21 protein-coding genes are annotated in these 24505 nt (G+C 65.5%); 14 read left to right on the forward strand and 7 right to left on the reverse strand.

Going from position 1 to position 24505, the window contains the following annotated elements; translation table 11 throughout:
• Positions 1-176: 176 nt before the first annotated feature.
• Positions 177-1034 carry an inositol monophosphatase family protein gene (locus ACNPP0_RS28485; protein ID WP_448707778.1) on the forward strand — a complete coding sequence of 286 codons (858 nt, stop codon included), beginning with the start codon at positions 177-179 and terminating at the stop codon, positions 1032-1034.
• Positions 1035-1176: 142 nt separating this feature from the next.
• On the opposite strand, the gene ACNPP0_RS28490 is transcribed toward ACNPP0_RS28485, so the two are convergent.
• The 7 genes from ACNPP0_RS28490 to ACNPP0_RS28520 form a co-directional block, all read right to left on the reverse strand.
• The gene (locus tag ACNPP0_RS28490) at positions 1177-1995 is read right to left on the reverse strand and encodes an NAD-dependent protein deacetylase (protein ID WP_332611982.1); all 819 of its coding nucleotides are present in this window, start codon (positions 1993-1995) and stop codon (positions 1177-1179) included.
• Positions 1996-2014: 19 nt separating this feature from the next.
• Positions 2015-2962, reverse strand: a complete 948-nt coding sequence (gene epsC, locus ACNPP0_RS28495; protein ID WP_332611981.1) for a serine O-acetyltransferase EpsC — start codon at positions 2960-2962, stop codon at positions 2015-2017.
• A 148-nt stretch (positions 2963-3110) separates the two neighbouring features.
• The gene (gene galE, locus ACNPP0_RS28500) at positions 3111-4184 is read right to left on the reverse strand and encodes a UDP-glucose 4-epimerase GalE (protein WP_448707779.1); all 1074 of its coding nucleotides are present in this window, start codon (positions 4182-4184) and stop codon (positions 3111-3113) included.
• Positions 4185-4195: 11 nt separating this feature from the next.
• Entirely contained in the window at positions 4196-5863 is a 1668-nt protein-coding gene (gene pgi, locus ACNPP0_RS28505; protein ID WP_332611978.1) for a glucose-6-phosphate isomerase, read from the reverse strand.
• Positions 5864-5876: 13 nt separating this feature from the next.
• Positions 5877-7280, reverse strand: coding sequence for a phosphomannomutase/phosphoglucomutase (locus ACNPP0_RS28510; protein ID WP_332611976.1), 1404 nt, complete (start codon positions 7278-7280; stop codon positions 5877-5879).
• 20 nt (positions 7281-7300) lie between these two features.
• Complete coding sequence (locus ACNPP0_RS28515) at positions 7301-9562, reverse strand: succinoglycan biosynthesis protein ExoP (protein WP_332611975.1); 2262 nt, start codon at positions 9560-9562, stop codon at positions 7301-7303.
• A gap of 82 nt (positions 9563-9644) precedes the next feature.
• Entirely contained in the window at positions 9645-10781 is a 1137-nt protein-coding gene (locus ACNPP0_RS28520) for a polysaccharide biosynthesis/export family protein (RefSeq protein WP_332611974.1), read from the reverse strand.
• 244 nt (positions 10782-11025) lie between these two features.
• On the opposite strand from ACNPP0_RS28520, the gene ACNPP0_RS28525 reads away from it, so the two are divergent.
• The 13 genes from ACNPP0_RS28525 (at position 11026) to ACNPP0_RS28585 (ending at position 24471) form a co-directional block, all read left to right on the forward strand.
• Positions 11026-12435, forward strand: coding sequence for an undecaprenyl-phosphate glucose phosphotransferase (locus tag ACNPP0_RS28525; protein WP_448707780.1), 1410 nt, complete (start codon positions 11026-11028; stop codon positions 12433-12435).
• Positions 12436-12478: 43 nt separating this feature from the next.
• A complete protein-coding gene (locus ACNPP0_RS28530; RefSeq protein ID WP_332612057.1) occupies positions 12479-12958 on the forward strand; it encodes a GDP-mannose mannosyl hydrolase in 480 nt (159 codons plus the stop codon).
• Between the two features lie 5 nt (positions 12959-12963).
• On the forward strand, positions 12964-14394 hold the full coding sequence (locus ACNPP0_RS28535) for a mannose-1-phosphate guanylyltransferase/mannose-6-phosphate isomerase (protein ID WP_448707781.1): 1431 nt from the start codon (positions 12964-12966) through the stop codon (positions 14392-14394).
• Between the two features lie 172 nt (positions 14395-14566).
• The gene (locus ACNPP0_RS28540) at positions 14567-14929 is read left to right on the forward strand and encodes a VanZ family protein (RefSeq protein ID WP_448707782.1); all 363 of its coding nucleotides are present in this window, start codon (positions 14567-14569) and stop codon (positions 14927-14929) included.
• 10 nt (positions 14930-14939) lie between these two features.
• Positions 14940-16049: a GDP-mannose 4,6-dehydratase gene (gene gmd, locus ACNPP0_RS28545; RefSeq protein WP_332611965.1), complete on the forward strand. Its 1110-nt coding sequence runs from the start codon at positions 14940-14942 to the stop codon at positions 16047-16049.
• A gap of 6 nt (positions 16050-16055) precedes the next feature.
• On the forward strand, positions 16056-17018 hold the full coding sequence (locus tag ACNPP0_RS28550) for a GDP-L-fucose synthase family protein (protein ID WP_332611963.1): 963 nt from the start codon (positions 16056-16058) through the stop codon (positions 17016-17018).
• Between the two features lie 33 nt (positions 17019-17051).
• Positions 17052-18368 carry an oligosaccharide flippase family protein gene (locus tag ACNPP0_RS28555; protein WP_120156372.1) on the forward strand — a complete coding sequence of 439 codons (1317 nt, stop codon included), beginning with the start codon at positions 17052-17054 and terminating at the stop codon, positions 18366-18368.
• A gap of 22 nt (positions 18369-18390) precedes the next feature.
• Positions 18391-19293 (forward strand): glycosyltransferase family 2 protein, encoded by a 903-nt coding sequence (locus tag ACNPP0_RS28560; protein ID WP_448707783.1) that lies wholly within the window; start codon positions 18391-18393, stop codon positions 19291-19293.
• A gap of 12 nt (positions 19294-19305) precedes the next feature.
• A complete protein-coding gene (locus ACNPP0_RS28565; RefSeq protein ID WP_448707784.1) occupies positions 19306-20610 on the forward strand; it encodes an O-antigen ligase family protein in 1305 nt (434 codons plus the stop codon).
• Entirely contained in the window at positions 20603-21730 is a 1128-nt protein-coding gene (locus ACNPP0_RS28570) for a glycosyltransferase (RefSeq protein ID WP_332611958.1), read from the forward strand. Before ACNPP0_RS28565 ends, ACNPP0_RS28570 begins: the two co-directional genes overlap by 8 nt.
• Before the next feature lie 13 nt (positions 21731-21743).
• Complete coding sequence (locus ACNPP0_RS28575) at positions 21744-22631, forward strand: glycosyltransferase family 2 protein (protein ID WP_104144263.1); 888 nt, start codon at positions 21744-21746, stop codon at positions 22629-22631.
• Positions 22628-23188, forward strand: coding sequence for a putative colanic acid biosynthesis acetyltransferase (locus ACNPP0_RS28580; protein WP_448707785.1), 561 nt, complete (start codon positions 22628-22630; stop codon positions 23186-23188). Before ACNPP0_RS28575 ends, ACNPP0_RS28580 begins: the two co-directional genes overlap by 4 nt.
• The gene (locus tag ACNPP0_RS28585) at positions 23185-24471 is read left to right on the forward strand and encodes a glycosyltransferase WbuB (RefSeq protein WP_448707786.1); all 1287 of its coding nucleotides are present in this window, start codon (positions 23185-23187) and stop codon (positions 24469-24471) included. The genes ACNPP0_RS28580 and ACNPP0_RS28585 overlap by 4 nt, the downstream gene beginning before the upstream one ends.
• The last annotated feature ends 34 nt before the right edge of the window (positions 24472-24505 follow it).

Consider the following 24505-nt stretch of genomic DNA (forward strand, 5'->3'; position numbering starts at 1 on the left):
CGCGCCGCCCACCGGGGATAAGCGGTTTTCCCCGCCGTTTATCCCCAACAACTGTGGACAACCCGGCAGATAAGTCCTGCACAGCCCGGAAAAGTCCTTTCAATCCAGTCACTTGCGAATCGCGATCAAATGCCGCCCAGGCATGATAGATTTGCGCGTTCCCTGAATGGATCCGTATGAGCAGAACCTTTACCCTTGAGGACACCCGCAAGCTTGCCGCCGTGCTGGCCGAAACGGCCCAGGTGGAAGTCATGCCGCGCTTTCGCAACCTGCCCGAAGGCGCCGTGCGGGGCAAGAGTTCGCCGCGCGATTTGGTCACGGATGCGGACGAGGCCGCCGAACGCATGATCGGCGCCCGTTTGGCCAAGCTGTATCCCGGCGCCGTGCTCATCGGCGAAGAGGCGTCCGCGCGCAACCCTTCGCTGCTGAACATGTTGGTGGATGCCGACCTGGCCTTTTTGATCGACCCGATCGACGGCACCCGCAATTACGTGGCGGGCCTGCCCCTGTTCGGCATGATGATCGCCGCCTGCCATCGCGGCGACGTCATCGCGGGCGTGATCTACGACCCAGTCAACCGCGACAGCGCGCTGGCCGTGCGCGGCGAAGGCGCCTGGATGGAATACGAAAACGGGCGCCGCGCGCCCTTGGCCGTGGCCGGCCCCGCTCCGCTGGACGACATGGACGGCCTGATCTCGACGGGTGCCCTGCCCGAGCCGCTGCGCACGACCGTCAACGGCCACCTGTCGCGCCTGGGCAGCACGGCGTCGCTGCGCTGCGCCGCCCACGAATACCGCATGCTGGCGGCCGGCCATTGCCACATCGCGCTATACAACCAGCTGACGGCCTGGGACCACGCCGCCGGCTGGCTGCTGCACCGCGAGGCGGGCGGCTATGCGGCACGCTTTGACGGATCGCCCTACAAGCCCACGCACCGCACCGGCGGCCTGCTGTATGCCCCGGACGCGGGCAGCTGGCACGCCGCCCGCCGCGCCCTGTTGGGGGACGGGGCTGAGCTCGCCGATGCAGGATGATCGAAAAACCGGGGGTATTCCCTAGGAATTATCCACAGTTCCTGTGGACAACCCTATGGAAAGGTCTGTAACGGCGCCAAAAAACGCTTACAGGACAAGCACTTGCTTAAACCGGTCAAAAACCGGCCGCCGAAAACCCGTGTTACAACGCCTCCAGCGCGACCGCGCAAGGTTGTTCCACCTTCAGGGTCAAGAGGCCGTCGGCCCGTGTCCGACCCAAGTTGATGGCGGCGATCGGCATGCCATTGCGCGACGCGGCGGTCACGAAGCGATAGCCCGAATACACCATCAAGGACGAGCCCACGACCAGCACCGCATCGGCGCTCATCAGGCCGGCGTTGGCGCGGTCGACACGGTCGCGCGGCACCGTTTCGCCAAAGAACACCACGTCGGGTTTGACGATACCGCCGCAGCGCGGGCACGGCGGCACGGTGAATTGCGAGAAGTCTTCGCCTTCCAGGTCCGCGTCGCCGTCCGGCGCGTCGGTGGCGTCCAGCAACGTCCAGGCGGGGTTGCCGTTTTGCAGCCGGTCTTGCCAGTCGGCGCGCCCACCGCGCCAGTCGCAGTTCATGCAGCGCACTTCATCCAGGCGGCCGTGCAGGTCCACCACGTCGCGGCTGCCCGCCGCCTCGTGCAGGCCGTCCACATTCTGCGTGACCAGCACCGTGATCAAGCCGCGCGCTTGCAGCCGCGCCAGGGCACGATGCGACTCGTTCGGCTGAACGTGGCCAAAGCGCCGCCAGCCCACCATGCTGCGCGCCCAGTAGCGGGCGCGCGCCAGGTCGTCGCCCATGAACGTTTGCAGCGTCATGGGGGGCTTGCGCTTCCATTCGCCTTCGGTATCGCGGTAGTCGGGGATGCCGGAATCGGTGCTGACGCCCGCCCCCGTCAGCACGAACAGCCGCGGGTGGCGGTCGACAAAGCCGCGCAACGCGGCCAGATCCGAGACTTGGGTATCCATCCTGATTCCTACGCTGCGTTCAGCCGCCCAGCCCACAGTCGGGCATGTCGCTGACCAGGCTGGCCTGCGTGACGTTGCTGCCCGGCGGCACGCTGCGCGTAAGCCAGACATTGCCGCCGATGGTCGAGCCCTTGCCGATGGTGACGCGGCCCAGAATGGTTGCGCCCGCGTAGATGACAACGTCGTCTTCGATCAGCGGATGGCGCGGCAGGCCCTTTTTAAGCTCGCCGTTTTCACCGGGCGGGAAGCGCTTGGCGCCCAGCGTCACCATCTGATAGAGCCGCACGCGGTCGCCGATGATGGCCGTTTCGCCTATGACCACACCCGTGCCGTGATCGATGAAAAAGCTGCGGCCGATGGTGGCGCCCGGGTGGATGTCGATGCCGGTATCCGCGTGCGCGATTTCCGCCACGATGCGGGCCAGCATCGGCACGTTCAACCGATACAGCACGTTGGCCAGGCGATGGTGGATCATTGCCGCCACGCCGGGATAGCACAGCAGCACCTCGTCCACGCTGTGCGCGGCCGGGTCGCCCTGGTAGGCGGCGGTCACGTCCAGATCCAGCGCGGCGCGCACGCGCGGCAGCTCGGCGCCAAACTGGCGCACGATTTCGATGGCGCGCCGCTGCGTTTCGGCCGGGTCGACGTGTTCGTGCCGGCCCACGTATTGCAGTTCAAGACAGACCTGATGCAGCAGCGCATCCAGCGCGGCGCCGATGGTGTGGCCCACGTAGTAGTCTTCGACTTCTTCACGCAGATCGATCGGCCCCAGGCGCATCGGGAACAAGGCGCCGCAAAGGTCCTTGATGATCTGGCGCAGGCTTTCCTGGGACGGGAATTCACGCAGGCCGGAATCTTCGCGCAGGCGGCCGCGTGGGCCGCGCCAGGCGACGCGCGCTTCCCGCAAGCCGGACACGATGCTGTCCAGGTTCCAGTGGGCGGGGGGAATGTAGGTGGGCCCGTTCATCGCGGCTGCCCCTGTGCGGGGCGGGTGGACCCGGGCCGAGTATGGATGTCAAACATGGGAATGCCTCATTGACGGTGCTACGCAATAGTCCCGTCAACTGTAACCGCTGGCGCCCCTTTTTCAACAGGCCTCCGATATGGCATAGGGGTTATGCCACGGCGGCCTGCACGCCCTGGCTGGCGTCGTCCGCCTCGTAGCCTTGTGGATTGCCCTGCTGCCAGCGCCAGCCGTCGGCGCACATTGCCGCCACGTCGTACGTGCTGCGCCAGCCCAACAGCGACTCGGCCAGCGACGGGTCCGCCCAGGTGCGCGCCACATCGCCCGGCCGGCGCGGCATGATCTGCACGGGAATGCGCAGGCCGCTGGCGGCTTCAAAGGCGCGCACCAGTTCCAGCACGCTGGTGCCGTGCCCGGTTCCGAGGTTCACGGCGACAAAGCCGCTCTGGCCGGCGCCGTACGCCAGGGCCTGCACGTGCCCTTGCGCCAGGTCCATGACATGCAGGTAGTCGCGCACGCCGGTGCCGTCAACGGTGTCGTAGTCGTTACCGAAGACGCGCAGGAACGGCTGGCGGCCTACCGCCACCTGGGTCAGATACGGAAACAGGTTGTTGGGCAGGTCACGCGGGCTTTCGCCGATCTGCCCGCTGGGATGCGCGCCGATCGGGTTGAAGTAGCGCAGCGTCACCGCGCTGAACGTCGGGTCCGCCGTGCAGACATCGCGCAGCATCTCCTCGACCATCAGCTTGGTGCGCCCATACGGATTGGCCGGGGCCAGGGGATGCGCCTCGGTGAACGGCAGGAACCGTGGCTCGCCATAGACGGTGGCCGATGAACTGAACACCAGCCGCGACACGCCCGCCTCGCGCATGGCGCGCAGCAGCGCCATCGAACCCGTGACGTTGTTGTCGTAGTACTTGAGCGGATCGGCCACCGATTCGCCCACGGCCTTGCAGCCGGCCAGATGCAACACCGCCTGCACCGGTTGCCCGCGCGCGGCGGCGTCAGACAGCACGCGCTCGATCAGGCCGGGGGTGCGGATATCGCCTTCGATCAGCGCTATCGGCTGCCCGCAAAGCTGTTCGACGCGGCGCACGGCCTCGCGGCTGCCGTTGCTGAAGTTATCCAGCACCAGCGGCCGCTGGCCGGCCGCCAGCATCGCAATCAGCGTATGCGTGCCGATGTAGCCCGCCCCGCCCGTCACCAGCACGTGCATGTCTGGCATCGCCGCCCCCGTCAAAGATGCGCCGCCACGCCCGGCACCCAGGCATGACGCGGACGCGGCGCCTGGGTGTGGCTGCGATAGCGGTCGATCCAGTACGAGGTGGACGCGTCATGGCCCCAATCGACCACGCCCGCCGACACCGGCACCGCCAGCTCGCGGTCGATGCCCGTGGCCAGCCGCTTGCCCAGCTCCACGCCGAACTGGTCGAAGGGGTTGATGCCCCACACCACGCTTTGCACGAAGACCTTGTGTTCGTACAAGGCCAGCAAGGCGCCCAGGCCACGCGGGTCCAGCTGGCGCAGCACGATCAGCGTGGACGGCCGGCCGCCCGGGTGCACCATGTGTTGGGCAAGGCTCAACGCGCGTTCCTGATCGTCGATGTGGGCGACGTCCTGCAACGCTTGTTCAAGGTTCTTGCCGCGCAGCAGCGCCTGACGCTGCGCCAGGCAGTTGGCCAGCAGATGGCGATGGGCGTCGGGGCTGTCGGCATGGCCTTGCAGGCTGGCGATGAAATCCACCGGCGCGCCATCTTCGCTTTGATGCAGCCACTGGAAGAAGGTGTGCTGGCCGTCGGTGCCCGGCATGCCCCAGATGATCGGGGCCGTGGGCACGCCCACCGCCGTTCCATCACCCGCGACACGCTTGCCCAGCGATTCCATTTCCAGCTGCTGCAAATAGGTCACCAGGTGCAGCAGACGCGCGCTGTACGCGGCAATGTTCAGCGAGTTGTAGCCCAGCACGCTGCAATTGACCAAGCCGGCCAGGGCAAGCTGAATCGGGGCGTTCGCGGCGAAGGGGGCATTCTGGAAATGCTGGTCCATCGCCTCGGCGCCCGCGCGCATGCCGATCAGCACGTCGGCGCCCACCGTCAGCGCAATCGACAAGCCTGCCACCGACCACACGGAATAACGCCCGCCCACCCAATCGCACATCTTGAAGGTCTGGCTGGCCGGCACGCCCAAGGCGCGCGCGGCCGACACGTTGGCGGTCACGGCCGCCAGGTGTTCGGACACGTCCGCCACCCCGCCCTGCTTGAGCCACGCGATCGCGGCGCGCGCGTTGTGCATGGTCTCGGACGTGGTGAACGACTTGGACGAAATCACCACCAGGCAGCGGCGCGGGTCCAGGCCCGCCACCGCGTCATGGAAGGCGTGGCCGTCGATATTGGACACGAAGCGGATCTGGCGGCGTTGCGACGGCCCGCCGAACGCCTGGACCGCCAGGCGCGGACCCCAGTCGCTGCCGCCGATGCCAATATGGAGCACCGTTGAAAAATCTGCCGTCTGGTCCACGCGGCGCACGAAATCGCTCATGCGCGAATATTCGCAGACGGAATCGGCGTCCAGCCCGTCCGGTTGCTCGGGCGTGCGCCCGGCGCGCACGGCCGTGTGCCAGGCGGGTCGGCCTTCGGTCCAGTTGACGGGTTCGCCCGTGAACAACGAATGGCGAGCGTCCGCCAGCCCGCGCGCTTGCAGCAGGTTCAATGCCGCCGCTTCCAGCGCGGGCGATTGCCGTTGCATGGTCAGGTCCACGCACAAACCGGCTGCTTCAATGACTTTCAGCGTGTTGGCGTCAAGTTCGGCGGCCTCGGCAGCCTGCGCGAACGCCTGCCACTCAGGGCTCTGCGCCAGGCCGGAATCCGCCCTTAACGCCTCAATCGCAAAATTGGCCTTTCCCATCGCGTGATGCTCCTTAGAACGGTAAACGAACGAGAGGTGCAATGCGCCGGAACGCGTTGCGGAAATCCTCCTCGATCCGGGCCAGTGCGGCCACGGTGTCTCCTTCAAAACGCAAAACCACCGTCGGCGTCGTGTTCGATGGACGCGCCAGGCCAAAGCCGTCGGCGTAGTCCACCCGAACGCCGTCCAGGTCGTTGATGGAGACCGCGCTGGGGAATTCCCCTTGTTCGCGCAGCAGCTTCACCAGTTCGAACTGTTCGCCTTCGGCGGTGTCCAGCTTGATTTCGGGGGTCGCGCAGGACTGCGGCAAGCCTTCAAGCAGGGCAGACGGGTCCGGCGCAGCGGACAGGATCTCCAGCAGCCGGGCGGCGGCGTAGATCCCATCGTCAAAGCCGTACCAGCGCTCCTTGAAAAACATGTGACCGCTCATCTCTCCAGCAAGTAGCGCTCCCGACTCACGCATCTTGGCTTTGATGAGTGAATGCCCGGTCTTGCACATGGTCGGTTTGCCCCCGGCCTCGAAGATGGCGCGGGCCACGTGGCGGCTGCATTTCACGTCGTAAAGCACTTCCGCGCCGGGGTTGCGGGACAGCACGTCGCGGGCGAACAAAATCAGCTGCCGATCCGGCCAGATGATCTGTCCCGATTTTGTCACCACGCCCAGCCGGTCGCCGTCGCCGTCGAACGCCAGCCCGACCTCGCAATCGGAATAGCGCAGGCAATAAATCAGGTCCTGGAGGTTCTGCGGGTCGGCCGGGTCGGGGTGGTGGCCGGGAAACGAACCGTCCACCTCGCAGAACAATTCGGTGACTTCGCATCCCAGGGCGCGAAACAGCGCCGGCGCCACCGCGCCCGCCACGCCGCTGCCGCAGTCGATGGCGATCTTCATCGGGCGCGCCATGCGGATGTCGCCCACCAGACGCGCGGCGTAGCAGGGTTGAATCTGCATCTGCGTGCGCCCGCCGGACACGCTGGCCGATTCGATCGGCAGGCGCATCGCGTCGCGCAAGGCGGTAATGCCCTCGCCGTACAGCGACGCGCCGTCCAGCACGATCTTGAAGCCGTTATGGGCGGGCGGGTTGTGGCTGCCCGTGACGGCGATGCCCGCGCCCGTGTCCATCAGCCGCGTGGCGAAATACACCATCGGCGTGGTGGCCATGCCGATGTCGATGACATGCATGCCCGCCGAACGCAGCCCGGCCTGCAACGCCGCCGCCAGCTCAACGCTGCTCAAGCGGCCATCGCGCCCCACCACCATCGACCGCGCCCCCAGCTCGCGCGCCTTGGTGCCGGCCGCCATGCCCAGGCTGTGCGCGAAGCGCGCGTCAATTTCGTCCGGCACCGTGCCGCGTATGTCGTAAGCCTTGAAAACCGCATCCAGAATTTGCGGGGTATCCCAGCCAAAAGTTCCGTGCATGCCAGTTTCTCCGGGTGGCGTTACTTGGGACCGTTCTGTTTGAAATCGCCGTAATACGCCGCACGGGAGTATCGATAATTCCCATACTTGGACCGGAAGCCAAAGCGTTCCGGCATCAGTTTCAAGCCGTTGAACAGCACGCCGTCCACCGGCGCGCCGGCCTGGATCAGGCGCTTGGCCGTTTCACGGATTTCGCCCACCGTGTTCATCCCCGAGCGCACCACGACCATGACGGCGGCGGCATGCGTGCCAACCACGGCCGCATCGGGCGAGGACAGCACCGGCGCCGTGTCCAGGATCACCATGTCGTATTGCGAGGACAGCTCGCGCAAGGTGGCGCCGAACACGGGCGAAGCCAGCAACTCGGACGGATCGAAGGTGACCGCGCCGGTGGCGATGAAGTCCACGCCTTCGGACACGCTGTGCTTTCTGACGCGCGTCAACGGGATCGTGCCGGACAGCACTTCGAACAAGCCGTCTTCCTTGGGCACGCCGAAATAGCGGTTCAGCTGACCCTTGCGGAAGTCGGCGTCGATCAGCAGCACGCGCTTGCCCACGCCGCCCTGGATGAAGGCAAAGTTGGCCGACAGGAACGACTTGCCCACGCCCGCCACCGGGCCGGTGAACATGACCATGTTGTTGGCGGACTGGCGCAGCGACGCTTGCAGCACGTTGCGGAACGATCGCAGGCTTTCGATAGGTGGCGCGTTGCCCTGGCTTTGCGCCAGCAGCGCGGGCACCGTGGCGTTCTTGCGGCGGCTGCGGCGCCACAGCTTGTCCTGCATATCGCTGTACGGAATGGCGGCCAGCACCGGCAGGCCCGTGTAGCGTTCAACGTCGTCGGGTTCCGACAGGCCGCCGAACAGCGCATTGCGCACAAAGGCGCACAGCATGCCGAAGATCAAACCGATGGCCGTGGCCACGCCGATAATGATCGCGGCCTTGGGGCGCACGGGGCGGTCCGGCTGCACGGCGGCATCCAGGATGCGCACGTTGCCGACCTTGCCGGCGCGGATCAAGCGCAGTTGCTGGGCGTTGTTCAGCAAGCCCGTGTACAGCTCGGTGTTGACGCGCACATCACGCACCAGGCGCACCACGTCCTGCTCCAGGTCGGGCAGCGCCTTGATGTTGTTGCCGATGCGGCTGACGTCACCCGACAGCGACGCGATCTGGCGATCGATCGCGACGATGCTGGGGTGCGTGGGGGCAAAGCGCGTGATCAGCTCCTGGCGCTTGGAGCGCAGCTCCATCACCTTGGTCTGCGCGTCCACCGACTGCGCCAGGATCAGCTTGGCTTCTTCGGACAGGTCGATGGTGCCGCGCTTGTTGCGCAAGGCGTTGTACTTGGTTTCGGCCGCGTCCAGCTCGCCCTTCAGGATGGGCAGTTGCTGTTCCAGGAAGCCCAGCGATTTCTCGGCCTGCGCCGCTTTACGGTTGACGTTCTGCTGCACGTATTCCTGGCCGATCTGGTTCAGCACGGCCGTGGTCAGTGCCGGGTCGTTGCCTTCCAGCGTGACGCCGATCACACCCGATGCGCGGCCTCGTTCAAAGATGCCCAGGTGCGATTGCACGTTTTCGATCGCCGCCAGGCGCGAGCTGCGCGAGATCGTGAACTCGGTGCCGGGCCGGCCCGTCAACGCGTCGATATGCACGTCCATCGCGCCCCCGCCGGGCAACAGGAAATGTTCGGGCTTGCCCACCGCGCCGCTGAACGTGGCGCCCGTGAACTTGTCCGTCAACGTGTAGCGGCCCTCGCCTTGCGTGGTCACGCGAAACGGCTTGCCCAGCCATTCGTTGGGCACGTCCAGCTGCGAGATCGCAATCTGTTCGCCGCCCCACGCATAGCCGCCGCGCGGCAGGCTGGACGGATACGGCAACGCTTCATAGCGCTGCGCAAGCCATTCGCCCACCACGGGGAAATAACGCGGCTTGGCGTGGATGTACAACAGGAACTTGTCCACGGCCGGCCCCACCACCATGCGCGAACGCAGCACTTCCATTTCGCCCGAGGTCTCTGCCTTGGTGTCGAACATGGCGGACACGTCGCCCAGCAGGCTGCGCGCCTGGCCGTTCGGCATCTCTTCTTCGACCTGCACGATGATGTCGGCCGAATACACGGATGGGGTCACCATCACATAGGCCAGCGCGCCCAGGAAGGCGAGCAAGGTGATCCCAAGGATCATCCAACGATTCGAAATGATGGCGTCCACGTGCGAGGACAGCGGGGTTTCCTGCTGGCGAGCCGGGACGTTCGGCTCGAATGCTTCGATGGGCAACGACATGCAGCTCTCCAGACGTGGGCGCCGCGGCGGATGCGGCGCCCCCAAAGGCGTTGTTTTGGGCCCGAAGGCCCCGAAAGGCGGACTAGTTGATCGACTTGACGGTCTGCACCGTTTGCGCGCTCGGGAACAGGTTGCTGATGAAGCGGTTCCACCGCACCAGCGCGGCCGTATCCACGAACACGACGTCTTTGGGTTCCAGCTCAAACTTCGCACCAACAGCCAGAGCTTGCGGCGACTTGGCGTTCAGGTGGAACACCTGCGGCGTCGCTTGCTCGGTACTGCGCACAACGAATATCTGCGATGCATCCGCCGTCAACTGGTTCGGGCCACCCGCCATGCCCAGCGCCTCGGTCAACGACATGCGTCCATCGCGCATCACAACCGTGGTGGGCAGGAACACTTCGCCCATCACGAACACCTTGCTGTCGTCGCGCGGCGTAACGCGCACGATGTCGCCCGACTTCAGCATGACCTGATTCAAGTCCTGGCCACGTTCGATCAGCGCGGGCAGGTTCACACGAGTACGGCGGCCATCGCGAATGACATAGACGGCGCTGCGGTCGGCGGTGGGCAGCAAGCCACCCGCGCGGTTGACCGCTTCGAGCAGAGTCATCGGAATGTCGTTGATGGCAACCGTGCCCGGCAACTTGACTTCGCCTTCGACGTAGACACGCTTGCTTCGATAGCCCAGCACGCGTACCGTGATCTGCGGATCCTGGATGTACTTGCCGGAACTATTGACTATGAGATTGCGCGCCTGAAGTTCCGTCAACCCCGCCACTTTCAGCAGTCCCGTATACGGAAATTGGATATATCCAGTGGATGAGACGGTATACCCCGGTATGCCCGAGGCGGTATCCCCCATGACTAGTTCGGTAACCCCAGTCCCGATGGCATAGGTTTGCGTCGGAAGGACGAGTTCGGGGTGATCCCACACCACGATGGAAAGGATGTCGCCCGGCCCGATGCGGTACGGCTCGACGGTGCCGACCAGCTTTTGGACGCCGTCGTTATCGATCAACGCCTGGCGGTTGCGCAGGTCGTCGACCACCAGGGTTGGCGTGATTTCCTTGATCGGCGCCACGGAATTGGGGTCCATGGGATCAACAAGATGGCCGGAATTAAAGGTCATACCGGGAGACAGGGCGCAAGCGCCCAGCGAGGACACGAGCGCGATAGCGGCGATGGCTCGGCTCAACGTTCCGAAAAATGTCGTCATGGCAAATCCACTGTGAATGACTTCGTTGCTTGGAATGGAGCCCGATGCGTAACGGGTTGCGACATTCCACTCTCTTTTCGAAGCCCCGCACATTCGACGGATGCCCTAAGCCTTCTCCTACATCGTTTGGAGGTTTCGGGTACGCCACGCACTCAATAAGATTTCGTCGGTAGCCACATGTTTTGCGGCAGTGCATCGTTTTTTTCTTCGCCGCAAGAAGACTCCCCACGAACAGGAGTGCGCGATGGACCCGTCCCACTCGGACACATCGGCAAGATTCAGCGGAGCAAGCTATCTGTACCGCCTGCTCGATGCCGCGATCGTGATCGCCTGCGGCCTGACTGCCACCGGTTTGAAGTTCTCGGAAGATGCAATGGCGGACCCTCCGCAGATTCATCTATTCCTGATCTATTTGTGCGGCCTGGGCGTGATCGCCCTGTTCCCCGCATTCCGCCTGTATGTGTCATGGCGCGGGCGGCTATTGACCGATCTGGTCGTGCGCAGCCTGGCCGCGTGGGCCACGGTGTTTGCGCTGGGCATCCTTGTCAGTTTTCTCATGCATCAGACCGCCGCGATATCCCGCATGTGGGCGGCTACCTGGTTCGGCATGGCGGCGCTGACGCTGGCCGGCGTACGTATCGCGGTCTACGCCGCGCTGGGCGCCGCGCGCGATCGCGGGCTGAACAAGAAGAACGTGTTGCTGGTGGGCTTCGGCGCGCTGGGCCATGACCTGTGGCGCCGCGTTGAACGCTACCGGGGCGCGGGCTATGAAGTCGCGGGCATCTACGCCGAGCCGCACGAAAGCCTGCCGCCGCAAGTGCGCCGCCTGCACGATCTGGACAACCTGCATTCCTTCGTGCACGAAAACAATGTGCGCGAGATCTGGATCGTCCTTCCGATGGAGGCGGGCCAGGAATTGCGCGAAGTGCTGTATCACCTGCGCAACGACTTGGTGGATATCCGCTGGATTCCGGATGTGATGTCGATCCAGTTGCTGGGCCATCGCATCGGCGAATTTCTGGGGCTGCCCGCCATCCAGCTGAACAGCCTGCCCGCCGCCGGCGTGCGCGGTTGGGCGAAAGAAGTATTCGACCGCAGCTTTGCGTTCTGCGCGCTGATCGGCCTGTCGCCGCTGATGCTGTCGATTGGGCTGGCCATCAAGCTGACCTCACGCGGGCCTGTGTTCTTTACACAACCCCGCCTGGGCGTGGACGGCAAGGTGTTCCACGTCTACAAGTTCCGCACGATGACCGTGCACCAGGAGCAAGGCACCGTCACGCAGGCCACGCGCAACGATTCCCGCATTACGCGCATCGGCGGCTTTTTGCGCCGCACCAGCCTGGACGAACTGCCGCAATTCCTGAACGTGCTGATGGGCGACATGTCGGTGGTGGGGCCGCGGCCGCACGCGCTGGAGCACAACGAAATGTACAAGGACCTGGTGCAGCGCTACATGATGCGCCACCGCGTCAAGCCGGGCATCACGGGGTGGGCGCAGGTCAATGGTTTTCGTGGGCAGACGGATACGCTGCGCAAGATGAGCGACCGCGTCGAGCACGACATCTACTACATCCAGCACTGGACGTTCCGGATGGACCTGCTGATCATCGCCCGCACGGCCGTGTCGGGATGGACGGGTCGAAATGTCTACTAGTCCATTGGGATGGCCCGGCGCGCCCGCGCGCGCAGCGGCGGCCATGACGGCAGATGCGGCATCCACGGGCGTACTGCCGCGCGCGGACTTCCGCCAGGCGGTGGAGATGCTGCCGCTGGTGTCCATCGACCTGTTGTTGCGCGACGGCGCCGGCCGTTATCTGACAGGGCTGCGCACCAACCCGCCGGCGCGTGGCGCCTGGTTCGTGCCGGGCGGGCGCATCCGCAAGAACGAACCGCTGCGCGCCGCGCTGGACCGTATCGCGCGTGAAGAACTGGGGTTGGCCATTGCCCCGGAATCGTGGACGCCGCGCGGCGTGTACGAACACTTCTATGGCACCAATTTCGCGGGTGAAGCGGGACGCTCCACCCACTATGTCGTCCTCGCGTATGAGGCCGAGCTTTCGTTGGATACCGCAACCCTTCCGCGCGGCCAGCACCATGGCTACCGCTGGCTGCAAGCGGAAGAGATCGCCGCCGATCCCGGCGTGCATCCGTACACCCAGGCCTACTTCAAGGAGTGAGCGCCATGACGAATCCCCCTCCCGCCTACCGGGCAGTCATCCTTTGCGGCGGTTCCGGCTCGCGCCTGTGGCCGCTGTCGCGCGAACTGCTGCCGAAGCAGTTCATCCGTTTGACCGATTCGCGCAGCCTGTTGCAGAACACGCTGCTGCGGCTTGGGTCCGCCGGCGCGCAGGCCAAGCCGATGCTGGTCTGCAACGACGCGCACCAGTACATTGCCGCCGAGCAGGCGCAGGAGCTGGGCATCAAGGACGCGGAAGTGATCCTGGAGCCCTTTGCGCGCAACACCGCGCCGGCCATTGCCGCCGCCACGCTGCGCGCCATGCGCGACGGCGAAGACCCCATCATGCTGATCATGCCGTCCGACCACGTGCTGGAAGACGGCGACGTGCTTCGGCAGGCCTTCGCGCAGGCCTATGAGGCGGCGCGCCAGGGTGCGCTGGTCACGTTCGGCATCACCCCCACCGCGCCGCTTAGCGGCTATGGCTACATCCAGTCTGACGAACCCGGCGTGATGGCGCCCGCGCGCCGCGTGCGCCGCTTTGTGGAAAAGCCGTCGCCCGAAGTCGCGCAGCGGCTCATCGATGACGGCGGCTATTACTGGAACAGCGGCATGTTCGCGTTCCAGGCGTCGGTATTCCTGTCCGAGATGGCGCGGCTGGCGCCCAAGATGCTGGAACAGGTGCAGGCGGCGGTGGCCACGGGGCATGGCGAAGCGGGCTTGTTTCATCTGGATGGGCCGTCGTTCGAGGCCTGCCCCAGCGATTCGATGGACTACGCCATCATGGAACGCACCGACAGCGCCGTGGTGATTCCGCTGGCGGCCTCGTGGAGCGCCGTGGGCGCGTGGGACGCGGTCTGGGGCATCGCCCAAAAGACGGTGGAAGGCAATTCCACCACGGGCGATGTGATGGTGGAGGATTCGCGCAATTGCCTGATCCATTCGACCAGCCGGCTGGTTGCTTCCGTGGGCCTGGATGACATCGTGGTGATCGAAACCGCCGACGCGGTGCTGGTCGCGCACAAGTCCCGCTCGCAAGACGTCAAGCGCCTGGTCGAGATCTTCAAGACGCAGCATCGGTCGGAGCTGAACCATCACCGCGAGGTGCAGCGCCCGTGGGGGTCGTATGACTCGGTGGGCCAGGGCCCGCGTTACCAGGTCAAGCGGATCACGGTGAAACCGGGCGCCAGGCTGTCGTCGCAGATGCATCACCACCGGGCGGAACACTGGATCGTGGTGTCGGGCACGGCGCGGATCTACAACGGCGACAAGCAGTACCTGCTGACGGAGAACCAGTCGACGTACATCCCGCTGGGCGAAACCCACAGCCTGGAAAACCCGGGAAAGATCCCGCTGGAAATCATCGAAGTGCAGTCAGGCGCGTATCTGGGCGAAGACGACATCGTGCGTTTCCAGGACATGTATGGCCGGGTCTAGGGAGCCCCCACGCGCCAGGCCCTGCGGGCCCGCGCTGCCCCCCGAGGGGGCCACCCCCGCCTTGGGGCGGCCCGGCGGCGGGGGGGAGCCCCCACGCGCCCACCCCTTCGGGATCGCGCTGCCCGGCGGCGGGGCTGCGGGCCCATGGGAGGAACCTTTCTGGCGACCCGGCGTGGGCCGGCTTTGCCTGCCGGTCGCCGGGCTGTTTTTCCTGGTGTTGATCACTGTGGGGAACCTGCCCGGGCTGGCGGCGGAGATGTCGGATGCGTTTGGGGATAAGCGGCTGCATCTTCTGGCTTACGCCGTATTGACGGGATTGGTCTACCTGTCGGTCAACCGGCGCCCTGCCCTGGTGGCCATGCTGGCGGTCACCGCGCTGGGTGCGCTGGATGAATCAATCCAATCCTTTTTTCCCTATCGACAGGCTGAACTCTTAGACCTTTTGGCCGATATCTTAGCGGCGGGTGCAACAGTAATCTCATTGCACATTGGTTCCGCAGCCTTCGGCTCCTTTCGTGCAGTCACTAAGTCTTAAGGATACAACCATGCCAAAACGGGCACTCATTACCGGCGTTACCGGACAAGACGGGGCCTATCTGGCCGAGTTTCTGTTGGCCAAGGGCTATGAAGTCCATGGCATCAAGCGGCGCGCTTCGCTGTTCAACACCGCCCGCATCGACCATCTGTACCAAGATCCCCATGACAAGCCGCGCAACTTCGTGCTGCATCACGGCGACATGACCGACTCTTGCAGTCTGATCCGCATCGTGCAATCGGTGCAGCCGGACGAAATCTATAACCTGGCCGCACAAAGCCATGTGGGCGTCTCTTTCGAAGAGCCGGAGTACACCGCTAACGCCGACGGCCTGGGTACCCTGCGTCTTTTGGAAGCCATCCGCATCCTGAAGCTGGAGAACAAGGCGCGCTTCTACCAGGCGTCCACGTCCGAGCTGTATGGCCTGGTGCAGGAAACGCCGCAGAAGGAAACCACCCCGTTCTACCCGCGCAGCCCGTACGCCGCCGCCAAGCTCTACGCCTATTGGATCAGCGTGAACTACCGCGAAGCCTATGGGATGTACGCCTGCAACGGCATCCTGTTCAACCACGAATCGCCCAAGCGCGGCGAAACGTTCGTAACGCGCAAGATCACGCGCGGCCTGGCCCGCATCGTGCTGGGTTTGCAGGAATGCCTGTACCTGGGCAACCTGTCCGCGCTGCGCGATTGGGGCCATGCGCGTGACTACGTCGAAATGCAGTGGTTGATGCTGCAACAGGACACGCCCGAGGACTACGTCATCGCTACCGGCTTGCAATACAGCGTGCGCGAATTCATCAATACGGCCGCGCGCGAGCTGGGCATCCTGCTGGCATGGGAAGGCGAAGGCCTGGAAGAAACGGCCACCGTGCTGTTCTCGCCGGTGCACGACGTCAAGCCCGGCCAGGTCATCGTGCGGGTCGACCCGCGCTACTTCCGCCCGACCGAAGTGGAAACCCTGTTGGGCGACCCGACCAAGGCGCGCGAAAAGCTGGGCTGGTCGCCGCGCACCACGTTCGCGGAGCTGGTCAAGGAAATGGTGGAAGCCGACCTGAGGGACGCGCGCCGCGATGCGCTGGTCGAGCAGAACGGTTACGAAATCTACGCCTACAAGGAGTAGCGCGCCATGACGAACCTGGACCAACGCGTGTTCGTGGCGGGCCATCGCGGCATGGTGGGCGCGGCGATCACCCGCGAACTGCAACGCCGCGGCTACCCCAACGTGCTGACCCGCAGCCGGGCCGAGCTGGACCTGGAAAACCAGAACCAGGTGCACCGCTTCTTTTCGACCACGCCGGTCGATGTGGTGTACCTGGCCGCCGCCAAGGTCGGCGGCATCCTGGCCAACCAGAATCATCCGGTCGACTTTCTGTACAAGAACCTGATGATCCAGTGCAACGTGATCCGCGCCGCGTATGCGGCCGGTGTGCGCAAGCTGCTGTTCCTGGGTTCGTCATGCATCTACCCGCGCGAGGCGCCCCAGCCGATCCGCGAAGACGCCTTGCTGACCGGCCCGCTGGAAGCCACCAACGAACCCTACGCCATCGCCAAGATCGCGGGCCTGAAGTTGTGCGAAGCCTATCAGCGCGAATACGGCGCGCGCTTCATCTGCGCCATGCCGACCAACCTGTACGGCCCGCACGACAACTACGACCTGCACAGCAGCCACGTGCTGCCGGCGCTGATCCGCAAGTTCCATGAAGGCCGCGAAGCCGGTCAGGACAGCGTGACGATCTGGGGCACGGGCACGCCGCTGCGCGAGTTCCTGTACGTGGACGATCTGGCCAAGGCCTGCGTGATGCTGATGGAACACCCCGACGCCGAGGGCATCTACAACATCGGCGCCGGCAAGGACATCAGCATCGCGGACCTGGCGGCGCTGGTGGCGCGCGTGGTCGGCTATCAAGGCCGCATCGTCTACGACACCGGCAAGCCCGACGGCACGCCACGCAAGCTGATGGATTCGTCGCGCGTGACGGCGCTGGGCTGGCAACCCGCCGTGTCGTTGACGGACGGCATCGCGCTGGCCTACCAGCACTTCCTGCGTGAACGCGCGGATCAACCCCAATCGGCGCTGCCCGTGGCCTGACGGCCGCGCCAGCACTCACCACAGGCATCCCCGATGTTTGGATTCGTCAGGAAACACATCGCCGGCAACGCCTCCTTCTGGGGGCTGGTGGAATACGGTATCGGCCCGGTCGCCGCGCTGATCGCGCTGCCCATCCTGTTTCGGCAGTTGGGCACGGTGGGCTTTGGCCAGTACTCGATGATCATCGCGCTGGCCGGCTTCGGCAACGCCGCCAACCTGGGCGCGGCCGTAACCGCCACCAAGCTGGTGTCCGAGCGGATGCACGAGCCCGGCGGCGCCTATCGCGCGGCGGGGGTCAGCATGTCGCTGATCGGCTGCGCGCTGGGCGTGGTGACGCTGGCCGCCGTGTTGTTGTGGGCGGTGGTGGGGCTGGCCTGGCCGGCCGCCACGTTCGGCGGCGTGGCCGTCACGCTGCTGGCCTTGCCGGCACTGGCCATCTACCTGACGCAGCAGTACGACCAATTGTTTTCGGGCTGCCTGAAAGGCCGAGAGGACTTTCGCGCCACCGCGCTGTGCGAGGTCTTCAGCCGCAGCGGCACGATGGCGCTGGCCTGCGCCACCGCCTGGATGACCGCATCGCCCACCTACACCGGCCTGGCGCAGGCGCTGGGGCTGCTGGTGGCGGGCAGCGTGAAGATGCGCGTGTTCTCGCGCACCTACGGCCATGTGCTGGTGCGGCCGGTGCGCGATCGGGGCGCCATGATGGACGCCTTCAAGTTTTCACGCTGGTCATGGCTGAACAGCCTTAGCGCGCTGGCCTTCGGATCGGTCGACCGCGTGTTGGTGGGCAGCATGATGGGCCCGGCCGCGCTGGCCATCTACACCGTGGGCGTGCAGGTGGGGCAGATCATCCACACCGCGTCGGTGGCCATCTTCCAGAAAGCCATGCCGCGCGTGACGCGCCTGTCGGTGTCGCCGCCTTACGCGGGCGCCGTCGAACGCGAGATCCGCCGCATGATGGGATGGAACCTGGTGCTGTCCGCCACCGCCACGCTGGCCGTGCTGGCCGTCAGCCATCCCTTGTTGAACCTGCTCTTGGGCGACAACGTGGCGGCCGGCCACCTGGGGACTTTCCAATTGTTGATCGTGGCCTCCGGGCTGCTGTCGTTGAACGCCGCGGCCCACTTTTCTTTGCTGGGGCTGGGCAATTCCCGCGCCGTCGCCATCCTGAACGGGTTGGGCGGACTGGCGATGCTGTGTGTCATGGCGGGCCTTGTGCACGCGGCGGGCGAACACGCCGCGGCGTGGGGCCGCATGGCGTATGCGGCGATCACGCTGGCCGGCGTGGCCCTCGCCATCCGTCAATCCCGCCCCGAATTTCCGGGCGCGTTGCCAGCGGCCACCCGATAACACCTACATGCTGAGGTCTTACATGCGCAATCGTCATAACGAGTATTCACGTCAGCTCATCGACTTCGTCCGCGAGCTGCGTCCGCCCGCGCCGATCGCCGGCGGCCTGTTGCCCAAGGTGACCATCGTGACCCCCTCGTTCAACCAGGCCAAGTTCCTGGAGCGCACCATCCTGTCGGTGCTGAACCAGGGGTATCCGCGTCTGGAATACATCATCATCGACGGCGGCTCGACCGATGGCAGCGTGGACATCATCCGCAAGTACGAGCGCTACCTGACGTACTGGGAAAGCACCCCGGACCGGGGCCAGTCCCATGCCATCAACAAGGGCTTCGAACGCGCCACGGGCGACTATGTCGGTTGGCAGAATTCCGACGACCTGTATTTCCCCGGTGCCTTGCGCAAGCTGGGCGCCGCGGCCGCACGGGGCCGCGCGCCGATCGTCAGCGGCAACCTGTTCGTGGCCGATGCCAACAACCACATCTTTCGCAAGATCCACTACACGCCCGTCAATCGCGGCACGCTGACGGTGGTGAAGGCGTCCATACCCAACCAGTCGGCCATCTTCCGCCGCGACCTGCTGCGCAAGTACGGGCTGTTGCAGGAAAGCATGCGCTACTGCATGGACCTGGAACTGTGGAGCCGGCTGCTGCGCGAAGGCAAGAACCTGATCGTGCCGGACGCGCTGGGCGTCTACACCGCGCATGACGAAACCAAAACGGCGCTGATGCAGGACGTGCTGCTGGAAGAGCGCGAGCAGATCGTCACGCGCATCCGGCGCACCGAACCGGGCCTGGGCAAGCTATTCGAACTGTCATGCCGCGCGTCCAAGGTGGCCGCGCACGCGCGCCAGGGCGACTTGTCTTACCTGTTCGAAAAGCTGACCACCAAGATTTTCGGACGCGACGACTGGGCCGCGCACTAGGACGACGCCGACATGTGCCCGCACCGCCGCTTATCCACTTTGCACCTGCTGGGCCTGTTCGCCTTCACCGCGCTGGCCCTGAACGACGACCGCTTCATCCTGGGCGTGGGCAGCTTCAAGCTGTCGCCCTTCGATGTGCTGTTCGTGGCCATGCTGGCCGTCAAGGCGCTGCGGCTGGCCGAGCCCAGCGCCTACGCCCTGCCCCGCGGCCTGCTTGGCGCGCTGCTGGGCTTGCAGGCCATGTCGGTAATCTATCTGCTGCTGGTGTCCATGCACCACCCCGGCATTGAAACCGGCGACGTGGCGCGCGACCTGCGCATCGTCTTCTACTTCTTGTGCACGCCGTTCCTTTGCTACAAGGACATCGATAGCCCGGCCGCCTACGCCGTGCTGCAAAAGTACATCGTGGCGGCCTGCCTGGCGGTGGCCACGCTGATGCTGCTGGAACAGTTGCAGGGGTTCAGCGTATCGAACCCGCTGCGCAACGTGCGGCTGGGCGTGTGGGCCATTCCGTTTGGCGTGGTGTCGCTGCTGACGTTCCGGCGCACCTTGAACGTGTCCGGTCCCAAAGCCTATGCGTTGACGCTGTACATGCTGCTGGCACTGGTGTTTTCGCTGAACCGCAGCCAGTACCTGCAACTGGCGGTGTCGGTGGTGATTGCCGTGCTGCTGGGCACGGGCCCCGAACTGCGCCGGCGCGCGGTGCTGATCTTCGCCCCCGCCGCCGTTGCGGGCGTGCTGGTGTTTGCCAGCATCGGCTACCTGGACGTGCTGACCAACCGCATCTTCAGCGTGGAAAAGCTGGACGAAGATTCCAGCTACGGCGCGCGCATCCAGGAAATGCAGGGGCAGATGGACTACTTTGCCGAAAGCCCCGTGTTCGGCAAGGGCGCGGGCTTTCGCAGCTGGGTCATGGGCGAAAACGGCTTTGAACTGAGCACGTTCGCGCATAACTCCTGGGCCTTCTACCTGATGAAGTTCGGCGTGGTCGGCACCATCATGATCATGCTGCCGCCGCTGTTGATATTGCTGCTGACGCTGTTGCGGCGATACGCGCATCCCGGCCTGGAAATGCACCGGCGCTACCTGCTGGCCACGGCGCCCATCTACATCTTCATCGATTCCCTGTCCGGTGGGCTGGCCTATGCGCCCAAGACCGCGTTCACCGGCTTCCTGTTGTGCTATTGCCTGTCGCTGATGCGCAATGCGCAGATCATGCCCGTGCCCCGCGCGGACGCGCCCCGTTCCCCGCTATCCCCCAGCCACCGTCCGGATGCCGTGCGCCGGACGCCACCTCGAGTGATTCCTCATGCCTGATGTCTTGTTTGTCGCGCCAGACTTGCACGGCGGCGTCGGTAGATGCGTTGCCTTCATCGTGGATGCCCTGCCGGAACAGGGCGTTGATTCGGGCCTGTTCCTGCTGCGTTCGCGCAACCGCGAATACCCCGTCGCCAACCCGAAGGTGACGCGCGCCCTGCCCATCATTGAATCGCCCACCAAGCTGCGGCTGATGCTGCCCGTGGCGTTCATGCGCCTGTTGGCGCAGATCCGCCGCGACAAGCCGGCCATCGTGTGTTCGCACGGATTGCTGTGCAACATGCTGGTGGTGCTGGCCCGCAAGATACTGGGCGGCACGTTTCGCACCGTGGCGTTCGAGCACAGCAGCCCGGCCATTCATTACGGCGCGTCAAAAATGCGGCGCCTGAAGTGCTGGCTGGTCAGCCAGACGTATCGGCGCCACGACGCGGTGGTGGGCGTGTCGCGCGGCGTCAAGGAAGACCTGGTCAGCATGTTTCCGCCGCTGCGCGGCAAGGTCCACACCATCTATAACGGCGTGCCGCTGGACAACGTGCGCCGCCAAGGCGCGCAGCGCACGCAAGGCGACGCTGCCGCGCCTTATCACGTGGTGGCGGTGGGCCGTCTGGAAGCCGTGAAGGACTATGCCACGCTGGTGGATGCGGCCGCCTTGCTGGACGACCCGGGCATCGCCTTCACCATCCTGGGCGAAGGGTCCGAGCACGACGCGCTGCAAAAGCGTATCGACGAGCGCCCCTCGCGCAGCCCCGTCACGCTGGCCGGCCACATCGACAACCCGTTCCCCGTCATCGCCAGCGCCGGCGCTTTTGTGCTGACGTCCATCCGCGAGAGCTTCGGCAACGTGCTGGTGGAAGCCTTGTGCCTGGGCGTGCCGGTGATCTCCACCGACTGTCCGCATGGCCCCGCCGAGATTCTGGACGCCGGGCGCTACGGGCTGCTGGTGCCGGTGGGCGACGCGGCGGCCTTGGCCGACGCCGTGCGCCGGCTGGCCTACGACGCCAAGATGCGCGAGCAACTGGCCGCGCAAGGCCCCGAACGCGCCGACGCCTTTTCCCTAGAGCGGCACTGCCGCAACGTCATCGCGCTATTCCAGCCGCTGATGCAACGCGGCACGCCCTGAACAGGACAGCATCATGCAGAAAATACCGGTATCCGTGGTTGTCATGACGAAGAACGAAGAGCGCAACATCGCCAAGTGCCTGAAGGCGCTGGTGGAGTTCGATGAAGTGTTCGTGGTGGACTCGAACAGCACCGACGCCACCTGCGCGATGGCCACCGCCCTGGGCGCGCGCGTTTCCAATTTTCAGTGGAACGGCAAGTACCCGAAGAAAAAGCAGTGGTGCCTGGAGCAACTGCCCTTCTCGCACCCGGTGGTGTTGTACGTGGACGCGGACGAAGAAATGACGCCGCAGCTCGCCGCCGAAATCCGCGAGGTGCTGCCGCGTTTCGCAGCGGGCGCGGGCGGCGCGTTCGTGCCCTTCGATTACGTGTTCTGCGGCAAGAAGCTGGTGCACGGCCACCGCGTCTACAAGTTGGCGCTGCTGGCGCGCGACCAATCGCGCTTTCTGGATTACGACGACCTGGACGTGGCGCACATGTGGGAAGTGGAAGGCCACTACCAGCCGCAGGTCAAGGGCGAGACCTTTGCGCTGCGCCAGCGCATGGTGCACAACGACCACGATTCCCTGTTTCACTATTTCGACAAGCACAACCGCTATTCGGATTGGGAAGCCAACCTGCGCACCAAGGGCCTGATGAACGATCCGCGTGAAGCCAACGTGGGCGCGCGCGCATTGCTCAAGCGTATTTTCCAGGCCATGCCGTTCAAGGCACCGATCTCGTTCTTGCACTCGTATGTGTTCCGCCTGGGTTTCCTGGACGGCAAGGCGGGCTATGACTACGCGGTGGCGCGCGCCATGTACTACTGGCAGATCCGCATCAAGACCGAAGAACTGCAAAAGGCCCGCCTGGCGCGCGCCAACGGAACGCAAGCGGACGCCGTGCCGGGGGCCGCCAAATGAGCGCGCTTCAGCAATTGGACCGCTTTGCGCTGGCCCCCGGCCAGCGTGGCCGCTCCGCGCTGCCGGTGCAGCTGTGGTGGACCGTGCAGGCCACGCTGTTTCGGTGGTCGCCCCAGGTGGCGTATGGGTTTCGGCGCTGGCTGCTGCGCTGCTTCGGCGCGCAGGTGGGCAAGAAGGTATTGATCCGGCCGACGGCCACGGTGACGTACCCGTGGAAAGTACAAATCGGCGATTACGCCTGGATCGGCGACGACGCGGTGCTGTACAGCCTGGGCCCCATCCACATCGGCGCCCACGCCGTGGTGTCGCAGCGCAGCTACCTGTGCGCCGCCGACCACGACGCCGGCCAGCCCGACTTTCCCCTGCGCGAACGCGCGGTGCGCGTGGAAGACGGCGCGTGGGTCGCCACCGATGTTTTCGTGGGGCCGGGCGTAACCATCGGCCGTGAAGCGGTGGTGGGCGCGCGCAGTTCCGTGTTTCGCAATATGCCGGCGGCAATGGTGTGCCATGGCAATCCCTGCCGCCCGGTGCGCCCGCGCATGGCGACGGCACCATGAAAATTCTGATCTACGGGATCAACTACGCGCCCGAACTGACCGGCATCGGCAAGTACAGCGCCGAGCTGGCCGAGTGGCTGGCCGCGCATGGGCACGAGGTCAGCGTGGTGACCGCCCCGCCCTACTACCCGCAGTGGCAGGTGCACGACGGCTACCGCGCCGGCCGCTATCGCAAAGAAGAGCGGCGCGGCGTGACCGTGCGGCGTGCGCCGCTGTGGGTGCCCGCGCGCCCCGGCGGCCTGAAGCGGTTGATCCATCTGGCCAGCTTCGCGGTGTCCAGCCTGCCATCGCTGCTGCGCGCGGCAGCGGGCCGGCCGGACCTGATCCTGGTGGTGGAACCGGCGCTGTTCTGCGCGCCCGCGGCATGGATCACGGCGCGGCTGTGTGGCGCGCGCGCGTGGCTGCACATTCAAGATTACGAGGTCGACGCGGCCTTTGAACTGGGCCTGCTCAAGGGAGCGGGCCTGCGCGCGTTGGTCAAGCGGGGCGAGCGCTGGCTGATGCGGCGCTTTGATCGCGTGTCCACCATTTCGAATCGCATGCTGGACCTGGCCCTGGCCAAGGGAGTCGAACCTGATCGCGCGGTGCTGCTGCCGAACTGGATCGACGTCGACGCCATCACACCGCGCGCGCAAGGTGGGGATTACCGTGCGCAACTGGGCATACCCGCGAACGCGATCGTGGCGCTGTATTCGGGCAACATGGGCGGCAAGCAAGGCTTGCAGACGCTGGCCGACGTGGCGCGGCGCCTGGGCCGCGAAAGCCGCCTGTGGTTCATCTTTTGCGGTCAGGGGCCCGAGCGCGCGCCATTGGAAGCGGCGTGCCAGGGCCTGCCCCGCGTGCGCTTTCTGGACTTGCAGCCGGCCGATCGGCTGGGCGCGCTGCTGAACACGGCCGATATTCATCTGCTGCCGCAACGCGCGGGCGCGGCCGATCTGGTGATGCCGTCCAAGCTGACCGGCATGCTGGCCAGCGGCCGCCCGGTGGTGTGCGGCGCGGCGCCGGGCACCGAGCTTGCCGGTGTGGTGGCGCGCTGCGGGCTGCTGACGCCGCCCGAGGACGCCGAGGCCATGGCGGAGGCGGTGCGCAAGCTGAGCTACAACGCGCAGATCCGCGAAACGCTGGGCGCCAACGCGCGCCAGTACGCGCTGACCCACCTGCACGTGGATGCGGTGCTGGCGGCGGCTGAACGGGAGTTCGCCAAGGTGGTGGGCAAGCGCGCAACGACGGCAGCGGCGCCGGCGCCAACGGTGGATGTGGTCCCGCGCGAGGGTGAACGGTAACGGCTACCCGCGTGGAGGATCCAAGCGTTGAATG

The sequence above is a fragment of the Achromobacter semiaridum genome, from assembly GCF_053543755.1.

Excerpts from the sequence above, each read along its gene's own strand:
- ACNPP0_RS28520 (WP_332611974.1), bottom strand. The coding sequence starts at position 10,781 with ATGACGACATTTTTCGGAACGTTGAGCCGAGCCATCGCCGCTATCGCG.
- ACNPP0_RS28535 (WP_448707781.1), top strand. The coding sequence starts at position 12,964 with ATGACGAATCCCCCTCCCGCCTACCGGGCAGTCATCCTTTGCGGCGGT.
- ACNPP0_RS28515 (WP_332611975.1), bottom strand. The coding sequence starts at position 9,562 with ATGTCGTTGCCCATCGAAGCATTCGAGCCGAACGTCCCGGCTCGCCAG.
- galE (WP_448707779.1), bottom strand. The coding sequence starts at position 4,184 with ATGCCAGACATGCACGTGCTGGTGACGGGCGGGGCGGGCTACATCGGC.
- ACNPP0_RS28550 (WP_332611963.1), top strand. The coding sequence starts at position 16,056 with ATGACGAACCTGGACCAACGCGTGTTCGTGGCGGGCCATCGCGGCATG.
- ACNPP0_RS28525 (WP_448707780.1), top strand. The coding sequence starts at position 11,026 with ATGGACCCGTCCCACTCGGACACATCGGCAAGATTCAGCGGAGCAAGC.
- pgi (WP_332611978.1), bottom strand. The coding sequence starts at position 5,863 with ATGGGAAAGGCCAATTTTGCGATTGAGGCGTTAAGGGCGGATTCCGGC.
- ACNPP0_RS28560 (WP_448707783.1), top strand. The coding sequence starts at position 18,391 with ATGCGCAATCGTCATAACGAGTATTCACGTCAGCTCATCGACTTCGTC.
- ACNPP0_RS28570 (WP_332611958.1), top strand. The coding sequence starts at position 20,603 with ATGCCTGATGTCTTGTTTGTCGCGCCAGACTTGCACGGCGGCGTCGGT.
- ACNPP0_RS28510 (WP_332611976.1), bottom strand. The coding sequence starts at position 7,280 with ATGCACGGAACTTTTGGCTGGGATACCCCGCAAATTCTGGATGCGGTT.
- ACNPP0_RS28565 (WP_448707784.1), top strand. The coding sequence starts at position 19,306 with ATGTGCCCGCACCGCCGCTTATCCACTTTGCACCTGCTGGGCCTGTTC.
- ACNPP0_RS28555 (WP_120156372.1), top strand. The coding sequence starts at position 17,052 with ATGTTTGGATTCGTCAGGAAACACATCGCCGGCAACGCCTCCTTCTGG.
- gmd (WP_332611965.1), top strand. The coding sequence starts at position 14,940 with ATGCCAAAACGGGCACTCATTACCGGCGTTACCGGACAAGACGGGGCC.
- ACNPP0_RS28580 (WP_448707785.1), top strand. The coding sequence starts at position 22,628 with ATGAGCGCGCTTCAGCAATTGGACCGCTTTGCGCTGGCCCCCGGCCAG.
- ACNPP0_RS28490 (WP_332611982.1), bottom strand. The coding sequence starts at position 1,995 with ATGGATACCCAAGTCTCGGATCTGGCCGCGTTGCGCGGCTTTGTCGAC.
- ACNPP0_RS28585 (WP_448707786.1), top strand. The coding sequence starts at position 23,185 with ATGAAAATTCTGATCTACGGGATCAACTACGCGCCCGAACTGACCGGC.
- ACNPP0_RS28575 (WP_104144263.1), top strand. The coding sequence starts at position 21,744 with ATGCAGAAAATACCGGTATCCGTGGTTGTCATGACGAAGAACGAAGAG.
- ACNPP0_RS28485 (WP_448707778.1), top strand. The coding sequence starts at position 177 with ATGAGCAGAACCTTTACCCTTGAGGACACCCGCAAGCTTGCCGCCGTG.
- ACNPP0_RS28530 (WP_332612057.1), top strand. The coding sequence starts at position 12,479 with ATGACGGCAGATGCGGCATCCACGGGCGTACTGCCGCGCGCGGACTTC.
- epsC (WP_332611981.1), bottom strand. The coding sequence starts at position 2,962 with ATGAACGGGCCCACCTACATTCCCCCCGCCCACTGGAACCTGGACAGC.